The organism is Pseudomonas sp. NPDC088414 (assembly GCF_044753325.1).
GTDB lineage: Bacteria > Pseudomonadota > Gammaproteobacteria > Pseudomonadales > Pseudomonadaceae > Aquipseudomonas.
The window spans coordinates 33,144-50,027 of the sequence record NZ_JBIVMY010000040.1; the positions used below are offsets into that span (position 1 = coordinate 33,144).

The 16,884-nt window shown below is 60.1% G+C and carries 18 protein-coding genes; 10 read left to right on the top strand and 8 right to left on the bottom strand.

Going from position 1 to position 16,884, the window contains the following annotated elements; genetic code table 11:
- The 3 genes from ACIP8I_RS24305 to trpE all read left to right on the top strand — a co-directional run.
- Positions 1-350, top strand: a 350-nt coding sequence (locus ACIP8I_RS24305) for a ribulose-phosphate 3-epimerase (RefSeq protein WP_400764437.1), incomplete at its 5' end; no start/stop codon positions are given.
- Positions 347-1,165, top strand: coding sequence for a phosphoglycolate phosphatase (locus ACIP8I_RS24310; RefSeq protein ID WP_400764439.1), 819 nt, complete (start codon positions 347-349; stop codon positions 1,163-1,165). The genes ACIP8I_RS24305 and ACIP8I_RS24310, both read left to right, overlap by 4 nt.
- Positions 1,166-1,236: 71 nt before the next feature.
- Positions 1,237-2,718, top strand: a complete 1,482-nt coding sequence (gene trpE / locus ACIP8I_RS24315) for an anthranilate synthase component I (RefSeq protein WP_400764440.1) — start codon at positions 1,237-1,239, stop codon at positions 2,716-2,718.
- 218 nt (positions 2,719-2,936) lie between these two features.
- Here trpE and estP read toward each other — a convergent pair whose 3' ends face one another.
- The gene (gene estP, locus ACIP8I_RS24320) at positions 2,937-4,847 is read right to left on the bottom strand and encodes an esterase EstP (protein ID WP_400764442.1); all 1,911 of its coding nucleotides are present in this window, start codon (positions 4,845-4,847) and stop codon (positions 2,937-2,939) included.
- A 407-nt stretch (positions 4,848-5,254) separates the two neighbouring features.
- On the opposite strand from estP, the gene ACIP8I_RS24325 reads away from it, so the two are divergent.
- The 4 genes from ACIP8I_RS24325 (at position 5,255) to ACIP8I_RS24340 (ending at position 8,573) form a co-directional block, all read left to right on the top strand.
- Positions 5,255-5,848, top strand: a complete 594-nt coding sequence (locus ACIP8I_RS24325; protein ID WP_047596412.1) for an aminodeoxychorismate/anthranilate synthase component II — start codon at positions 5,255-5,257, stop codon at positions 5,846-5,848.
- Between the two features lie 8 nt (positions 5,849-5,856).
- Positions 5,857-6,906 (top strand): anthranilate phosphoribosyltransferase, encoded by a 1,050-nt coding sequence (gene trpD / locus ACIP8I_RS24330; RefSeq protein WP_400764444.1) that lies wholly within the window; start codon positions 5,857-5,859, stop codon positions 6,904-6,906.
- Entirely contained in the window at positions 6,903-7,739 is an 837-nt protein-coding gene (gene trpC, locus ACIP8I_RS24335) for an indole-3-glycerol phosphate synthase TrpC (RefSeq protein ID WP_400764446.1), read from the top strand. Before trpD ends, trpC begins: the two co-directional genes overlap by 4 nt.
- A gap of 135 nt (positions 7,740-7,874) precedes the next feature.
- The gene (locus tag ACIP8I_RS24340) at positions 7,875-8,573 is read left to right on the top strand and encodes a biotin/lipoate A/B protein ligase family protein (RefSeq protein ID WP_400764448.1); all 699 of its coding nucleotides are present in this window, start codon (positions 7,875-7,877) and stop codon (positions 8,571-8,573) included.
- 10 nt (positions 8,574-8,583) lie between these two features.
- On the opposite strand, the gene crp is transcribed toward ACIP8I_RS24340, so the two are convergent.
- The gene (crp, locus tag ACIP8I_RS24345) at positions 8,584-9,228 is read right to left on the bottom strand and encodes a cAMP-activated global transcriptional regulator CRP (RefSeq protein ID WP_007966430.1); all 645 of its coding nucleotides are present in this window, start codon (positions 9,226-9,228) and stop codon (positions 8,584-8,586) included.
- A 237-nt stretch (positions 9,229-9,465) separates the two neighbouring features.
- Here crp and ACIP8I_RS24350 point away from each other — a divergent pair, with 237 nt between their 5' ends.
- Positions 9,466-9,888 (top strand): OsmC family protein, encoded by a 423-nt coding sequence (locus ACIP8I_RS24350; RefSeq protein ID WP_003228794.1) that lies wholly within the window; start codon positions 9,466-9,468, stop codon positions 9,886-9,888.
- A 237-nt stretch (positions 9,889-10,125) separates the two neighbouring features.
- A complete protein-coding gene (gene speD, locus ACIP8I_RS24355; protein ID WP_027610737.1) occupies positions 10,126-10,920 on the top strand; it encodes an adenosylmethionine decarboxylase in 795 nt (264 codons plus the stop codon).
- A gap of 111 nt (positions 10,921-11,031) precedes the next feature.
- Here the strand turns inward: speD and coq7 are convergent, their stop codons facing one another.
- From coq7 to hemJ, 6 genes are all read right to left on the bottom strand, one after another.
- A complete protein-coding gene (coq7, locus tag ACIP8I_RS24360) occupies positions 11,032-11,679 on the bottom strand; it encodes a 2-polyprenyl-3-methyl-6-methoxy-1,4-benzoquinone monooxygenase (RefSeq protein ID WP_007966428.1) in 648 nt (215 codons plus the stop codon).
- Between the two features lie 199 nt (positions 11,680-11,878).
- Complete coding sequence (locus ACIP8I_RS24365) at positions 11,879-12,217, bottom strand: histidine triad nucleotide-binding protein (RefSeq protein ID WP_003228789.1); 339 nt, start codon at positions 12,215-12,217, stop codon at positions 11,879-11,881.
- Between the two features lie 79 nt (positions 12,218-12,296).
- Positions 12,297-13,085: an SDR family oxidoreductase gene (locus tag ACIP8I_RS24370; RefSeq protein WP_367085927.1), complete on the bottom strand. Its 789-nt coding sequence runs from the start codon at positions 13,083-13,085 to the stop codon at positions 12,297-12,299.
- Between the two features lie 61 nt (positions 13,086-13,146).
- Complete coding sequence (locus ACIP8I_RS24375; protein WP_400764449.1) at positions 13,147-14,094, bottom strand: DUF805 domain-containing protein; 948 nt, start codon at positions 14,092-14,094, stop codon at positions 13,147-13,149.
- A 79-nt stretch (positions 14,095-14,173) separates the two neighbouring features.
- Positions 14,174-15,142: an NAD(P)H-dependent flavin oxidoreductase gene (locus tag ACIP8I_RS24380; RefSeq protein WP_400764450.1), complete on the bottom strand. Its 969-nt coding sequence runs from the start codon at positions 15,140-15,142 to the stop codon at positions 14,174-14,176.
- A gap of 35 nt (positions 15,143-15,177) precedes the next feature.
- On the bottom strand, positions 15,178-15,606 hold the full coding sequence (gene hemJ / locus ACIP8I_RS24385) for a protoporphyrinogen oxidase HemJ (RefSeq protein WP_338800127.1): 429 nt from the start codon (positions 15,604-15,606) through the stop codon (positions 15,178-15,180).
- 135 nt (positions 15,607-15,741) lie between these two features.
- Between hemJ and argC the strand changes: the two genes are divergently transcribed.
- A complete protein-coding gene (gene argC / locus ACIP8I_RS24390; protein ID WP_400764451.1) occupies positions 15,742-16,776 on the top strand; it encodes an N-acetyl-gamma-glutamyl-phosphate reductase in 1,035 nt (344 codons plus the stop codon).
- Positions 16,777-16,884: the final 108 nt, after the last annotated feature.

Consider the following 16,884-nt stretch of genomic DNA (forward strand, 5'->3'; position numbering starts at 1 on the left):
GCGGCTGCAAATCCGGCCTGGTGTTCAACCCGGCAACCCCGCTGGACGTGCTCAAGTACGTGATCGACAAGGTCGACATGGTCTTGCTGATGAGCGTCAACCCGGGCTTCGGTGGGCAGAAGTTCATCCCCGGCACCCTCGATAAACTGCGCGAAGCGCGGGCGATCATTGATGCTTCGGGCCGCGACATCCGTCTGGAAATCGACGGTGGCGTCAACGTCAACAACATCCGCGAAATCGCCGCAGCCGGTGCTGATACCTTCGTCGCCGGGTCGGCGATCTTCAATGCACCGAACTATCAGGAAGTCATCGACAAGATGCGTTCCGAACTGGCGCTGGCGCGCCCATGAGCGGTTTTGAGCAGCTGTTCCCGGGGCAACTGCCACGGTTGGTGATGTTCGATCTGGATGGCACGCTGATCGACTCGGTTCCCGACCTGGCGGCGGCGGTGGACACCATGCTGCTCTCCCTCGGCCGCAAGCCTGCCGGCATCGAGTCGGTACGCGAGTGGGTCGGCAATGGCGCACCGGTGCTGGTGCGCCGGGCGCTGGCCGGTGGCATCGATCATTCGGCGGTGGATGACGTCGAGGCCGAGCACGCGCTGGAAGTATTCATGGAAGCCTATGGCGCGAGCCACGAGCTGACCGTGGTCTATCCCGGCGTGCGCGATACCCTCAAATGGCTGCACAAGCAGGGTGTGGCCATGGCGCTGATCACCAACAAGCCCGAGCGTTTCGTCGCGCCGCTGCTGGATCAGATGAAGATCGGCCGTTACTTCAAGTGGATCATCGGCGGCGATACGCTACCGCAGAAGAAGCCTGATCCGGCCGCGCTGTTCTTCGTGATGAAGATGGCCAACATTCCGGCTTCGCAATCGCTGTTCGTCGGTGATTCGCGCAGCGATGTGCTGGCGGCGAAAGCGGCGGGGGTCAAGTGCGTGGCGCTGAGCTACGGCTACAACCACGGCCGACCGATTGCCGAGGAATCCCCGGCACTGGTGATCGACGATCTGCGCAAGCTAATTCCCGGTTGCCTCGGTACAGCCGCTGAGATAACGTTGCCCGACGCTGCTCAATCCCATTCTGGAAACGCCATCGTGGTGGTCACCCGCAAACTCTGGATGAAAGTCATCAAGGCCCTGGCCCGCTGGCGTTGGCGCGCCTGACTGGTTCCTGGCCGGCTTGCCGGCGCGTTTGCACACCTGACTGATTTGCCCCTCACACCACGAGGCACCCCATGATCCGCGAAGAATTCCTGCGCCTGGCCGCTGACGGCTACAACCGCATTCCGTTGGCCTGCGAAACCCTGGCCGACTTCGACACGCCGCTGTCGATCTACCTGAAACTGGCCGACCAGCCCAACTCCTACCTGCTCGAATCGGTGCAGGGCGGCGAGAAGTGGGGCCGTTACTCGATCATCGGCCTGCCGTGCCGCACTGTACTGCGGGTGCACGACCATCACGTGAGCATTACCGTCGATGGCGTCGAGACCGAAAGCCATGACGTCGAAGACCCGCTGGCCTTCGTCGAAACCTTCAAGGCCCGCTATAACGTGCCGACCATCGCCGGTCTGCCGCGTTTCAATGGGGGGCTGGTCGGCTACTTCGGTTACGACTGCGTGCGTTATGTCGAGAAGCGTCTGGGCAAATGCCCGAACCCGGATCCACTGGGCGTGCCGGACATTCTGCTGATGGTGTCCGATGCGGTGGTGGTGTTCGACAACCTCGCCGGCAAGATGCACGCGATTGTCCTCGCTGACCCGGCGCAAGCCGACGCCTACGAGCAGGGCCAGGCGCAATTGCAGGAGCTGCTGGAAAAACTGCGCCAGCCGATCACCCCGCGCCGTGGCCTGGATTTCAGCAAGCAACAAGCGGCTGATCCGCTGTTCCGCTCCAGTTTCACCCAGAGCGACTACGAAAAAGCCGTCGACACTATCAAGGAATATATCCTCGCAGGCGACTGCATGCAGGTCGTTCCGTCGCAGCGCATGTCGATCGACTTCAAGGCGGCGCCGATCGATCTGTATCGCGCACTGCGTTGCTTCAACCCGACGCCGTACATGTACTTCTTCAACTTCGGCGACTTCCATGTCGTCGGCAGTTCGCCGGAAGTGCTGGTGCGGGTCGAGGACAACCTGATCACCGTGCGCCCGATTGCCGGCACGCGCCCGCGTGGCGCCACCGAAGAAGCGGATCTGGCGCTGGAAGAAGACCTGCTGTCGGATGATAAAGAGATCGCCGAGCACTTGATGCTGATCGACCTCGGTCGTAATGACACTGGCCGGGTTTCGGAAATCGGTTCGGTGAAGCTCACCGAGAAAATGGTCATCGAGCGTTATTCCAACGTGATGCACATCGTCTCCAACGTCACTGGCCAGTTGAAGGCCGGGCTGACCGCGATGGACGCGCTGCGGGCGATTCTGCCGGCGGGCACCTTGTCCGGCGCACCGAAGATCCGTGCGATGGAAATCATCGATGAGCTGGAACCGGTCAAGCGTGGCGTGTATGGCGGTGCGGTCGGTTACTTCGCCTGGAACGGCAACATGGACACCGCGATTGCGATTCGCACCGCGGTGATCAAGAACGGCGAGCTGCACGTGCAGGCCGGTGGCGGCATCGTCGCCGACTCGGTGCCGGCGCTGGAATGGGAAGAAACCCTGAACAAGCGCCGCGCGATGTTCCGCGCCGTGGCCCTGGCCGAGCAGACCCCGGACACCTGATCCACGCAAAACCCTTGTAGGAGTGAGCCTGCTCGCGATTTCGGTCTGACATTCACCTTTAATGTTGTCTGTTCCACCGCCATCGCGAGCAGGTTCACTCCTACATTGGATTGTGTTCAACAAAAAAAAACGCGGCGCCTATGAGGGCGCCGCGTTTTTTTATGCCTGCGCTAACCCTGTAGGAGCTGGCGCAGCCTGCGATCTTTTGCCTTTCAACCTCAGAAATCCAGGCTGACCCCGACATTAACCCCCTGCTGTGTAAAGTCATCATCCTTGCGCACGTTGTAGCTGGCGCGCAACGCCAGATCCTGCGTGAGTTTGTGGCTCACGCCCAGGTTCAGGCGATTGAGGTTGGTCTGAGGCTCGTAGCCTTCGAGGGTGAAACGGTTGCCCGGCAGGCTGTTGAGGTTGATGGTCAGGTCTTGCCGGTCGTCGTTGTACTCACGTTCGTGAGCGAACTCGCCGAAGACTTCGGTCTGCGCAGTGATCTGGTACTTGCCCTGGATACCCAGGCCCAGACGCCGCGAGTTGCGCGACTGGTCATCGAAGGTCAGCGCCGTGGAATCCGCGCCTTTTTCCGAGTAACCATCCACTTCGGTCTTGCCGAAATCGGCGCTGACGAATGGCGACAGGTGCCACGGGCTGCTGGCCTGCTGCGCGATGTCGTAGCCGATGCGGCCGCTGATTGCCAATACATAACCGTCGGTATCGCCTTTCTCCCCGCGCTCGTTGACCCCCAGCTGGAATTTACGCTTGAGGCTGTCGTAGTCGAGTTTGCCGGCGGTCATCGCCAGGTCGCCCCACCAGCGGTTTTGCTGATACTGGGCGAACGCGGTGCCCATGTAGGAGTTAAGTTTGTATTCCGAGTCGGCGTCGCCGGCTTCGAGTTTCTGGTGGTAGAGACCCGCGGCCAGACCCACACGCCAGGCCTCGTTGACTCGATAGCTGCCGCCGATGTTCAGGTTGTAGCCGTTGCCATCGGCACTGGCGGCGCTGTGCTGGCCGTCGAAGTCCTGATGTTGACCGCCGCCGGCAACGATGGCGCGCCATTGGCCCACGGCTTGCCAGTTTTCCCAGTCGGCCAGCCATTGATTGCGCAGTTCATCCTGATGCGCGCGCAACGAACCCTGGGCCATTTCCGGCAGCAAGGTCAGCTCCCAAGGGGCAGCCAGCAGCGAGTAGGCGTAGTCGGCAATCAAGCGCTGGCCGGCTTCGGTGGGGTGTACCGCGTCGTTGTAGATCAGCTTGGTCGGATCCGGCGTGGCGCTGTTGATGCCGTACCGGGCGTTCTCGGTACAGCTGTTGCCGCTGAAGCAGGTGGCCGTCAGGTTCTGGTCGGTCGCGAGGCCGAATTGCGCCGGGTTGGCGAAAGCCTCTTTGAGCAGCACCGGAATGTTCAGTGGAATGATTTCGGCGTTGATGCCCTGCAGCTGGCTGACCAGTTCGGTGTTGAACTGGGCGCTGAGCTGCGAGGTGAAGCCCTGCAGCGGCGAGCCGTTGATGGCCGGCGTCAGGCCGATGTCCGGCAGCAGCCAGACCATGATGTATTTGGCGCCGGCGCCTTGCAGCGTACGGGCGCTGTCGGCCAGGCGATCGGCCGCGGCGCTGGCCTGATCGAGGCTGAGCACGCGGCCCTGAAGGAAATCGTTGCCGCCCCCGGACAGGTAATACAGCGCGTTCGGATCGGCACGGAAGCCGTTCGACGGCAGATAACCGCTGCGGGTGCGTTCGCCGGTGGCGGACTGCGTGGTGATCGAGTCGAGAATCTGGTCAGTCCGGTAACCGCCCACCGCCCAGTTGTTGCCATCGGCCAGGCCTTCGCCGGCACGCACAGCCGAGGATGAGGAGGCGGTCTGGTCGGGGCTGAAACCCAGTTTGCCGCCGATGATCTGGGTGGCGTTGAGGTCGCGGTTTTCCCCGGTGCCGTCCTTGTACAGCGGGCCGGTGCGGTTGGTGTAGCGCTGCGTGGCACCGGCCGGGCCGCCGGTATCCCTGAAGGTCCCGGCGTCGTTCAGGCTGTCGCCGAACACAATGAAATTCGAATAGGGAGCGGGTGCTGCGTAGGCCTGGGCGCAAGCCATGGCGAGCAGGCAACCGGCAAGCGGTACAAACAACGTCTGTTTGATCATGAGCAAGTCCGTTTATTTATTGTTGTAGGTGAACGAAACGACAGTACCAAAAACTCCCGGCGTTTTGCCATCGGTCGCGAAGCCTCCCTTAGTTTTGTCCCCCGTCAGCCCCGCCATATTGCACGCTCCGCCCAGCTAAGTTACTGTGCCGGAACGTATGAACGAGACCTTCCCCGTGTTGATCGTCAGCAAACTTCTGGATCAAGTCATCAAGGCACACGCCCGTTGGCGTTGGCGCGCCTGAATCTTTTCTGCCGGCCCCGCCGGATCTGTATCGCTTTGCCTTCCTTGCCCGTTTGAAATGCCGCTGTGCCGACGCCTCCTGCGCGTCCGACATCGTGCAGCGCCCTGCGGGCAAGTCATTCGAAGGCTGTCTTCAAGTCAGAATTCAAGAGGTTCGAAACGCCATGTTGCTGATGATCGACAACTACGACTCCTTTACTTACAACGTTGTGCAGTACCTCGGCGAGCTGGGTGCCGAGGTCAAGGTGGTGCGCAACGACGAACTGACCGTCGCCGAAATCGAAGCGCTCAACCCCGAGCGCATCGTGGTCTCGCCAGGCCCGTGCACGCCGACCGAAGCCGGCATTTCCATCGAAGCCATCAAGCATTTCGCCGGCAAACTGCCGATCCTCGGCGTCTGCCTCGGCCATCAATCGATTGGCCAAGCGTTCGGCGGCGATGTGGTGCGTGCCCGTCAGGTGATGCACGGTAAGACTAGCCCGGTATTCCATGAGGACAAGGGCGTTTTCGCCGGTCTGAATCATCCGCTGACGGTTACCCGCTACCACTCGCTGATCGTCAAGCACGATACTTTGCCCGAGTGCCTTGAGCTGACCGCGTGGACCCAGCACGATGATGGTTCAGTCGACGAAATCATGGGCCTGCGGCACAAGACCCTGAACATTGAGGGCGTACAGTTCCACCCTGAGTCGATCCTGACCGAGCAGGGCCATGAACTGTTTGCCAACTTCCTCAAACAAACCGGCGGCACGCGCTAAGGACTCCCATGAACATCAAGACAGCCCTGAGCCGTATCGTCGAACACCTCGACCTCAGCACCGAGGAAATGCGCGACGTGATGCGCGAAATCATGACCGGCCAATGCACCGAAGCGCAGATCGGCGCATTCATGATGGCGATGCGCATGAAGAGCGAGAGCATCGACGAAATCGTCGGCGCGGTTTCGGTGATGCGTGAGCTGGCCGATCAGGTCGAACTCAAGACCCTCGACGGCGTGGTCGATGTAGTGGGCACCGGCGGTGACGGTGCGAATATCTTCAACGTGTCGACCGCATCCGCGTTCGTCGTCGCGGCAGCCGGTTGCACCGTGGCCAAGCACGGCAACCGCGCAGTATCTGGCAAGAGCGGCAGCGCCGACTTGCTCGAAGCCGCCGGCATCTACCTGAACCTGACGCCGGTGCAGGTCGCCCGTTGCATCGACAACGTCGGCATCGGTTTCATGTTTGCCCAGACTCACCACAAAGCCATGAAGTACGCCGCCGGCCCGCGCCGCGATCTCGGCTTGCGTACGCTGTTCAACATGCTCGGCCCGCTTACGAATCCGGCCGGTGTGAAACATCAGGTGGTGGGTGTGTTCACGCCCGCGCTGTGCCGGCCATTGGCCGAAGTCTTGCAACGACTGGGCAGCAAACATGTGCTGGTGGTGCATTCGAAGGATGGTCTGGACGAGTTCAGTCTTGCCGCGCCGACCTTCGTCGCTGAACTGAAGAACAACGAGATCACTGAGTATTGGGTCGAGCCGGAAGACCTGGGCATGAAGAGCCAGAGCCTGCACGGCCTGTCGGTGGATGGACCGGAAGCATCCCTGGCGCTGATTCGTGACGCACTGGGCAAGCGCAAGACCGAGAACGGCCAGAAAGCCGCCGAAATGATTGTGCTCAATGCCGGTGCAGCGCTGTACGCCGCTGACCTGGCGACCAGTCTCAAAGACGGCGTGGCGCTTGCGCACGACGCACTGCACACCGGCCTTGCTCGGGAAAAACTCGAGGAGTTGGGTGCCTTTACCGCGGTATTCAAAGTGGAGAATGAGGGATGAGTGTACCGACGGTTCTGGAAAACATTCTGGCGCGCAAAGTCCAGGAAGTCGCCGAGCGCAGTGCTCGCGTCAGCCTGAGCGAGCTGGAAAGTCTGGCCAAGGCGGCCGATGCACCCCGTGGTTTTGCCCAGGCATTGCTGGCGCAGGCCAAGAAGAAGCAGCCGGCGGTCATCGCTGAAATCAAGAAAGCTTCGCCGAGCAAGGGCGTGATCCGCGAGAACTTCGTGCCTGCCGACATCGCCAAGAGCTACGAGAAGGGCGGGGCGACCTGTCTTTCCGTGCTGACCGACATCGACTACTTCCAGGGCGCCGATGCCTACCTGCAACAGGCCCGCGCCGCGTGCAAATTGCCGGTGATTCGCAAGGACTTCATGATCGATCCGTACCAGATCGTCGAAGCCCGCGCGCTGGGCGCCGACTGCGTGCTGTTGATCGTCTCCGCACTGGATGACGTGAAAATGGCTGAGCTGGCCTCGGTCGCCAAAAGCGTCGGTCTCGATGTGCTGGTGGAAGTGCACGATGGCGATGAGCTGGAGCGCGCGCTGAAAACCCTCGACACGCCACTGGTCGGGGTCAACAACCGCAACCTGCACACCTTCGACGTCAGCCTGGAAACTACCCTCGACCTGCTGCCGCGGATCCCGCGTGATCGCTTGGTGATCACCGAGAGCGGCATTCTCAACCGTGCCGATGTCGAGCTGATGGAAATCAGCGACGTTTACGCATTCCTGGTCGGCGAAGCGTTCATGCGCGCCGAAAGCCCTGGCACCGAACTGCAGCGCCTGTTCTTCCCGGAGCGCGGCGTTCCGGTCAGTGGTTCGACCCTCGACTGATCTGCTTCAGACCGAGTCGCCCCTTTCGCGAGCAGGCTCGCTCCTACACTTGGAATGCGTTCCCCCTGTAGGAGTGAGCCTGCTCGCGATGACGACATAAGATTCACCTCAGACTGAACGTCCTACGGAAACCTTATGATCCCTGCCTCCCTCACCATCGAAGCCGGCCTGCAAGCCGAACAAGACTTGTTGGCCTCGGTCTGCGCCGGCAACGCCGAATTCGGCCTGCTGTTCTGGCAACCCAGCGATCGCGCGCTAGTCATGCCACGCCGCCTCAATCGTCTGCCCGGTTTTGATCACGCCTGTGAAGTCTCCGCTGCTGCCGGTTGGCCAGTCTTGCTGCGGGAAACCGGTGGCGAACCGGTCCCGCAATCCGCCTCAACCATCAACATCGCGTTGGTCTACGCCCCGCCCCGCAGCGAGGGTGATCTGAATCGCATTGAAACCGGTTACCGGCGCCTGTGTGATCCGATCTGTGAATTGCTGGATGAGTTGGGTGGCGTGTCTTCGCTGGGCGAAATCGACGGTGCGTTCTGCGACGGCCGCTTCAACGTCAATCTCGACGGTCGCAAGATGGTCGGCACCGCTCAGCGCTGGCGTCAGAGCCAGGGTGGTCAGCGTCCGGTGGGGTTGGTGCACGGGGCGATGTTGATCGATAACGAGCGAGAGTCGATGGTCGCGGCGGTCAATCGCTTCAACGAGGCCTGCGGTCTGGAGCAGCGAGTGCGGGCTGAAAGCCACATCGCCCTGCATGAGAAGTTTGCCGCGCCAACGGCATTGGCGCGTCTTGATGAGCTGTTTCGGCTGATGCTGGCGCAGGTCTACAGCGCCTGATTTTGCGTGCTTAGCGCGTGCCGAAGACCACCATGGTCTTGCCTTTCACATCCACCAGGTTGCGTTCCTCAAGATCCTTGAGCACGCGACCGACCATCTCCCGCGAACAACCGACAATCCGCCCGATTTCCTGACGGGTCACCTTGATCTGCATGCCGTCCGGGTGGGTCATCGCGTCAGGCTGTTTGCACAGCTCCAGCAGGCAACGGGCCACACGGCCGGTGACGTCAAAGAACGCCAGATCGCCGACCTTGCGTGTGGTATTGCGCAGGCGTTGGGCGATTTGTCCGCTGAGGACGTAAAGAATGTCGGGATCCTGCTGCGACAATTCGCGGAACTTCACGTAGCTGATTTCGGCGATTTCACATTCGACTTTCGCCCGCACCCAGGCACTGCGTTGTTGTTCCTGGCCCGCCTGCTCGAACAAACCCAGCTCGCCAAAGAAATCTCCGGCATTGAGGTAGGCGATGATCATTTCGCGACCGTCGTCGTCTTCAATCAGGATTGTTACCGAACCCTTGATGATGAAGTACAGCGTGTCCGAGCGATCGCCGGCGCAAATGATGTTGCTCTTGGCCGCATGGCGACGGCGCTGGCAATGCATCAACAGCTTGTCGAGGTTCTTGATTTTGGGTGTGGGGGTAATAGCAACCATGGTTGTATCCCGAAAAGACTGCACGGTGATGTTTGGTTTTTTTATGAGGCGCTGAAGGCGGTCGCTACAGGCTGACAATTGGCGCCAGCGAATTGGCGCCAGCTTACCAGACACTTCGTCGAAAATTCGAGAAATTACCTACGCAGCAGAGGCATCCGTCCTAGGAACGCCGGGCGCTGTCAGAGCAGGGGCCTGTGCTAAGCTGGCGACCCTTTTTTCTACAGTGGAGTCTTGGCGATGAAGGCACGCATCCAATGGGCTGGCGAAGCCATGTTTCTCGGCGAGTCCGGCAGCGGTCATGTTGTGGTCATGGACGGTCCGCCGGACGCCGGTGGTCGTAATCTGGGTGTTCGCCCGATGGAAATGCTCCTGCTGGGTGTTGGCGGTTGCAGCAACTTCGACGTGGTCAGCATCCTGAAGAAGTCGCGCCAGGCGGTTGAAAGCTGCGAAGCGTTCCTCGAAGCCGAGCGCGCAACCGAAGATCCGAAGGTGTTTACCAAGATCCACATGCACTTCGTGGTCAAGGGCCGGGGCCTGAAAGAAGCCCAGGTCAAGCGTGCCATCGAGCTGTCTGCCGAGAAGTATTGCTCGGCGTCGATCATGCTCGGCGCGGCCGGTGTGGCGATCACTCACGATTACGAAATCGTCGAACTCGGTTGAACCGACATTCAACTATCATAAAAGCAGTGCAGACTCTGGCGATCCCTCGCTGACGTCTGCATAATGCGCCACTTTTTTCAGGGCAGTGATCGGTCAGCCGACGGGTCATCCGCCTGAACAGATAACCAAAATCGCCATCGCGAAGAGGTGTTAACCGTCCTACGCAGGTGCGTTGTTCGCACTTGACGGGCATGCTTGATCACGCGGCTGCGCCGCATACATAGAGAGTTTTTAACGGTGAAAAGCAAACTCAAGCTCCACGGGTTCAATAACCTGACAAAGACCTTGAGCTTCAACATCTATGACATCTGCTACGCGGAAACCCCGCAAGACCAGCAGGCTTACGTCGAGTACATCAATCAAGAGTACAACGCCGAACGCCTGACGCAGATCCTCACGGAAGTTGTCGAAATCATTGGTGCCAACATTCTGAACATTGCCAGTCAGAACTATGAGCCTCAGGGTGCCAGCGTCACGATTCTGATCTCGGAAGAGCCGGTGACCCCGACTGACAGCCAGATCGAAGAGTCCCCGGGTCCATTGCCCGAAATCATCCTTGCCCACCTCGACAAGAGCCACATCACGGTGCATACCTATCCGGAAATCCATCCGGACGCCGGTATCGCGACGTTCCGTGTGGACATCGACGTGTCGACCTGTGGTGTCATTTCACCGCTTAAAGCGCTCAACTTCCTCATTCACCAGTTCGATTCGGACATCGTGACTGTGGATTACCGTGTGCGCGGCTTCACCCGTGACGTTGAAGGCAACAAGCACTTCATCGACCACGAGATCAATTCGATCCAGAACTACCTTTCCGAAGACACTCGCGACGCGTATCAGATGACCGACGTGAACGTGTACCAGGAAAACCTGTTCCACACCAAAATGCTGCTGAAGAACTTCGAACTGGATAACTACCTGTTCGGCGACGCCACCAGCAACCTGTCCTCCGAGCAGCGTGCTCAGGTAACCGAGCGGGTGAAACACGAAATGCTGGAAATCTTCTACGCACGCAACATGCCAGCGTAAGATTCCCGGGCACAAAAAAAGGCGACTTCGGTCGCCTTTTTTAATGCCTGCCGCATGCCCCCTGTAGGAGCGAGCCTGCTCGCGAAGGGGCCTTCAGCAGCAATACCGATCTCAGATCCGATAAGTACTCTTGGTCATCACCTTCGCCAACAGACTCATCCCGAACTTCACCGGCGCCGGAAAACGGAAACCACCCGCATCCAGTGCACTCTCCGCATGATGCTCTTCATCAATGCGCATCTGTTCCAGAATCGCCCGGGACTTCTCGTCCTCGGCCGGCAATTGTTCCAGGTGCTCGTTCAAGTGCTTGCATACCTGATGCTCGGTGGCCGCGACGAAGCCAAGGCTGACCTTGTCACTGATCAGACCGGCCACAGCGCCGATGCCGAACGACATTCCATAGAACAGCGGATTGAGCACGCTGGTGTGACTGCCCAGCTGATGGATGCGCTGCTCGCACCACACCAGATGATCGATTTCTTCTTCGGCGGCATGTTCCATGGCGGCACGCACCTGCGGCAACTTGGCGGTCAGCGCCTGGCCCTGATACAGCGCTTGGGCGCAGACTTCACCGGTGTGGTTGATGCGCATCAGGCCGGCGACATGGCGGGTGTCTTCGTCGCTCATCTGCACTTCCGGCTGGACGATGGCGGGTGACGGACGGTATGGCTGGCCGCTGAAGGGCAGCAGGGTGCGCATCGCGGCATCGGCTTGCAGCAGAAGACGGTCAATCGGCGAGTAGTGACGTTGGGTAGTCATGCTGACCTCCGGGAAAAATCTCGACGGCCAGTTTAACCGAATCGGCCGGGGAAGGTTTGCGCTGGGTCATCAGTCGCACTGGATGTGCTTTTTGCTTTATGCAGGAGCTGCCGAAGGCTGCGATCTTTTGATCTTGTTTTGATACTCGAAGATCAAGAGATCGCAGCCTTCGGCAGCTCCTGTACGGGTTTGCGGTGAATCAGCCCGGCGGCCAGTTCATCTGGCGCTGACCCAGTACGTGCATATGAATGTGATAGACGGTCTGCCCACCTTTTTCATTGCAGTTCATCACCACCCGGAAGCCTTCCTCGCAACCCAGTTCCAGCGCCAGGCGCTGGGCGGTGAACAGGATGTGCCCGGCCAGTGCCTTGTCGTCTTCGGTCAGGTCGTTGAGGGTGCGCACCGGTTTCTTCGGGATCACCAGAAAGTGCACCGGAGCCTGAGGGGCGATGTCGTGGAACGCCAGAACCTGGTCGTCCTCGTAGATGATCTTGGCCGGAATCTCCCGGTTGATGATCTTGGTGAACAGAGTATCCACTGCTGTTTTCTCCGTTGTGGGGGCTGGCCTGAGTGTACTCATGGAGAATGACCCCGCCCAGTGTTTTGCCGTAGACAGTTCAGCGCGGGCAGTAAGCCTTATTGAGCATGCCGACGATGGTGCGATTGAGCCAGCGCGAGCCGAGACGCGGCAGGAAGGCCAGCCAGCGGTTGCGCCGTCCCGGAATGATGATGGCGCGGTTTTTCTCCAGCGCACGTACGGTATACAGCGCGACTTCCTCGGGACTCATCAGCAGTTTGCTGTCCTTGAGTTTGTCGCTGTTGAGCTGTGCGGTGCGGAAGAACGCGGTACGGGTCGGCCCGGGGCAGAGCACCGAGACCTTGACCGCGCTCTGTTTCAGCTCAACCCGCAGCGCTTCGGAAAAGTGCAACACATAGGCCTTGCTGGCGTAGTAGGTACTCATCCACGGGCCGGGATTGAACGCTGCCATCGAGGCGACATTGAGAATCTGCCCGCCGCCCTGCAGCGCCATGCTGTTGCCAATGGCGTGGCACAGGCGGGTGAGGGCGAGGATGTTGACTTCGATCAGGTCCTGCTCAGTCATCCAGTCCTGGGCCAGGAACGGCCCGCAGGTGCCGATGCCGGCGCAATTGACCAGCAGATCAATCTGCCGGTCGCCTTCTTCCAGTTCCAGCAAAAAGCCGGACAGGCGCAAAGGCTCACCAAGGTCGCAGGCACGAAACAGGACTTCCACGCCAAAGCGCTGGGTCAGTTCGATCGCGATGCTTTCCAGCTGATCACGCTGTCGGGCCACCAGAATCAGGCTGCGGCCGCGCCGGGCCAGAGCTTCGGCCATGGCCAGGCCGATGCCACTGGAGGCGCCGGTGATCAGAGCGTAACGGGTCATGCAATTCTCCATCGCAACAGCCCCGCGCCAGCGACGCAGGTGTCACGGCGGGGAGCGTTGTTCATTCTTTCGCAGAGTCTACAGGGGCCGGGGGCGCTTCGGCTGCATCGTCCACGGAATTCGCCGGTTCAGTCTCGACCTCGACTTCATCGGTGGTGACCGAGCCGCTTTCATAGCTGCTTTCGAGGTTGGTTTCATATTCTTGCTGAATGGCTGAAATACCGCCGAGCATGCCGCCGGCAAACACCAGGGCGAAGAACACGATCCAGAGCGAACACAGCACTTTGACCGCCGTACTGTTGGGTGGCGGTGGCGGGCCGTAACGGTTGGTGCCGGTGTTGCCCGGCACGACCATGATCACCAGCGGGAAGAAGCTGCCCACGAACGGTACCAGGTTCAGCAGCCAGAGCCAGCCGGACCAGCCGATGTCGTGCAGGCGCTGCACGCTGAACAGAATGCTGACAATGATGAAGCCGAGGAACAGGAAGAACGCGAATATCCCACCGATGATCAGGCCGGTGGTGGTGTCGCCGCTGACCAGTCCCAGACCGATAAATGCGAATATCGCCACGATTGGCAAAGTCACCAGACTCAGCACCATGGTCCAGGCCAGAAAGCGCAGGCGACCGATCCGGCCTTCGACGCTGAAGGGCTTGAGGGCAGCGAATGCTGGCAGGTTCTCGCCAACGTTGGCCCGAGGGGGCGCGTAAGGTGAGACGGGGTCGTTGAAGGTCGCCGGTTGTTCATGCACGTCCGAAAGACTCAGTTCGATCGCCGTCTCGCTTTCGATCCGTGCGTCGATGCCGGTTTTGCTCAGTGCCTGCAGATAAGTCTGCGCATCGCTGTGGGTCAGGTCGCGTTTGAGGGCGACGGTGCTGCCGTTGAACAGGCGCTCGATGGCGACAACATCGCTTTTGAACAGGGCCGCCAGATTGAGCTTGACGGTGGTGAGATCGACACCGGGCTGTAGAGCACCGTCGAAAACGATCTTGTAGCGAGGTTCGCTCATGGCCGAGGCATCCTTGTCGCGAATGAATTGAAGGTCAGCAAGTGTAAGGCCAGTCCGTCGATGACTGGCCTGATTTTTCTCAGCGTGGCCAGCGTTTTGGCAACTGCGCCGCGCGTTCCAGCGCCTGACGATATTCCGCGTCGAGCCGGGCGATCAACTGGTCCACGCTCGGCAGATCGTCAATTTGCCCTACGCCTTGGCCGGCCGACCACACGGTCTTCCAGGCCTTGGCTTCGTCGTTGATCGGTTTGAGCTTGTCGCCGAAATTGACCTCGCCCTTGCCTTGCAACGCGGCCATGTCGAAACCCGCCGCCTCCAGGCTTTGACGCATGAAGCTGGCCGGTACGCCAGAGACTGCAGGAGTATGGATGATGTCCGCCGCCTTGGCCGTCAGCAGCATCTCCTTGTATGCGTCAGGCGCATGACTTTCGGTGGTGCCGATAAATCGCGTGCCGAAGTAGGCCAGATCCGCGCCAAGCAGTTGTGCAGCCAAAATCTCATGGCCGTGGTTAAGACATCCTGCAAGCAACAGGGTTTTATCGAAGAACTCGCGGATTTCGGCAATCAGCGCAAACGGGCTCCAGGTGCCGGCATGGCCGCCGGCGCCGGCCGCAACCGCGATCAAACCGTCGACTCCGGCTTCGGCGGCTTTCTCGGCATGCCTGCGGGTGGTCACGTCGTGGAACACCAGACCGCCGTAGCTGTGCACGGCATCAACCAGCTCCTTCACCGCGCCGAGGCTGGTGATGACAATCGGCACCTTGTGTTCGACGCAGATGTTCAGATCAGCCTGCAGACGCGGGTTGCTGTTGTGCACGATCAGGTTCACTGCATACGGCGCCGGGCTGTCCAGTGTCGCCAGGCCCGCTTCAATCTCCTCCAGCCAGGCCTTGAAGCCGCTGCTTTCGCGCTGGTTCAGCGCCGGGAAGCTGCCAACCACGCCGTTACGGCAGCAGGCGAGAACCAGCTCCGGGTTGGAAATCAGGAACATCGGCGCCGCTACCACGGGCAGACGCAGACGTTGTTCGAGCAAAGCGGGCAGCGACATTGGAAATCCCCCGAGGTGTGATGCCTGTTATGAAATTAGAACGGCTTGACCACGACCAGAATTACGATAGCCAGCAATATCAGAACCGGCACTTCATTGAACCAGCGATAAAAGACATGGCTGCGGGTGTTCTCGCCACGGGCGAAGCGTTTTACCTGCGCGCCGCACATGTGGTGGTAGCCGATCAGCAGGACCACCAGCGTCAGCTTGGCGTGAATCCAGCCGCCCATGCTGAAGATGCCCGGGTTGAGGTAGATCAGCCAGCCGCCGAAAATCAGCGTGGCGATCATCGCCGGGCCCATGATGCCGCGATACAGCTTGCGCTCCATGACGCTGAAGCGCTCCTTGCTGAGCGTGTCTTCACTTTGTGCGTGATAAACGAACAGCCGCGGCAGGTAGAACAGCCCGGCAAACCAGCACACGACGCTGACGATGTGAAAGGCTTTGATCCATAGATAGAGCATTTTTGGTTATTCCCAGGTTCACGGTAGCCGGGATAGTAGAGGCTTGAGCGTCCGCACGTCACCTTGATGGTTGTCGCAGGGGCGCGCGGCCCCTATTATCGACGGCTTTCCAGTGGGTTCGTTGAGGGCAGGTTTATGGTCAAGGTCGGTATCGTCGGCGGCACGGGTTACACCGGTGTCGAACTGCTGCGTCTGTTGGCACAGCATCCGCAGGCAGAAGTGGTGGTGATCACTTCCCGATCCGAGGCCGGTCTGGCCGTGGCTGACATGTACCCGAACCTGCGCGGTCACTACGACGGTCTGGCGTTCAGCGTACCGGACATCAAAACCCTGGGCGCTTGCGATGTGGTGTTCTTCGCCACCCCGCACGGCGTTGCCCATGCGTTGGCCGGTGAATTGCTGGCGGCGGGCACCAAGGTCATCGACCTGTCCGCGGACTTCCGTCTGCAGGACGCGGAAGAATGGGCCAAATGGTACGGCCAGCCGCACGGTGCGCCGGCGTTGCTGGACGAAGCGGTCTACGGCCTGCCGGAAGTCAATCGCGAGCAGATCAAGAAGGCTCGTCTGATCGCTGTGCCGGGTTGCTATCCAACCGCCACACAATTGGGTTTCCTGCCGCTGCTTGAAGCGGGTCTGGCTGACACTTCGCGTCTGATCGCCGACTGCAAATCCGGCGTCAGCGGTGCCGGGCGCGGTGCTTCTGTAGGCTCGCTGTACTCCGAGACGTCGGAAAGCATGAAGGCTTACGCGGTGAAAGGTCACCGTCATCTGCCGGAAATTCGCCAGGGTCTGCGTCGCGCTGCAGGTAAGGATGTCGGTCTGACCTTCGTGCCGCACCTGACGCCGATGATTCGTGGCATTCATTCCACGCTGTACGCGACCGTGGTCGATCGTTCTGTGGATCTGCAGGCACTGTTTGAAAAGCGTTATGCCAACGAGCCGTTCGTCGATGTGATGCCGGCCGGCAGCCACCCGGAAACTCGCAGCGTGCGTGGCGCCAACGTCTGCCGCATCGCTATTCACCGCCCGCAGGATGGTGATCTGGTAGTGGTGCTGTCGGTGATCGACAACCTGGTCAAAGGCGCGTCGGGTCAGGCGGTGCAGAACATGAACATTCTGTTCGGGCTGGATGAGCGCTTCGGTCTGTCCCACGCCGGTATGCTGCCGTAACACTTTCGGCAACTGTCTAGTCCTGAAATAGGTTTACACCTGTTTCACCCTAACGCCCGATGCACCGCATCGGGCGTTTTGTATTTCAAGGATAGGTGCGGGCGTTCC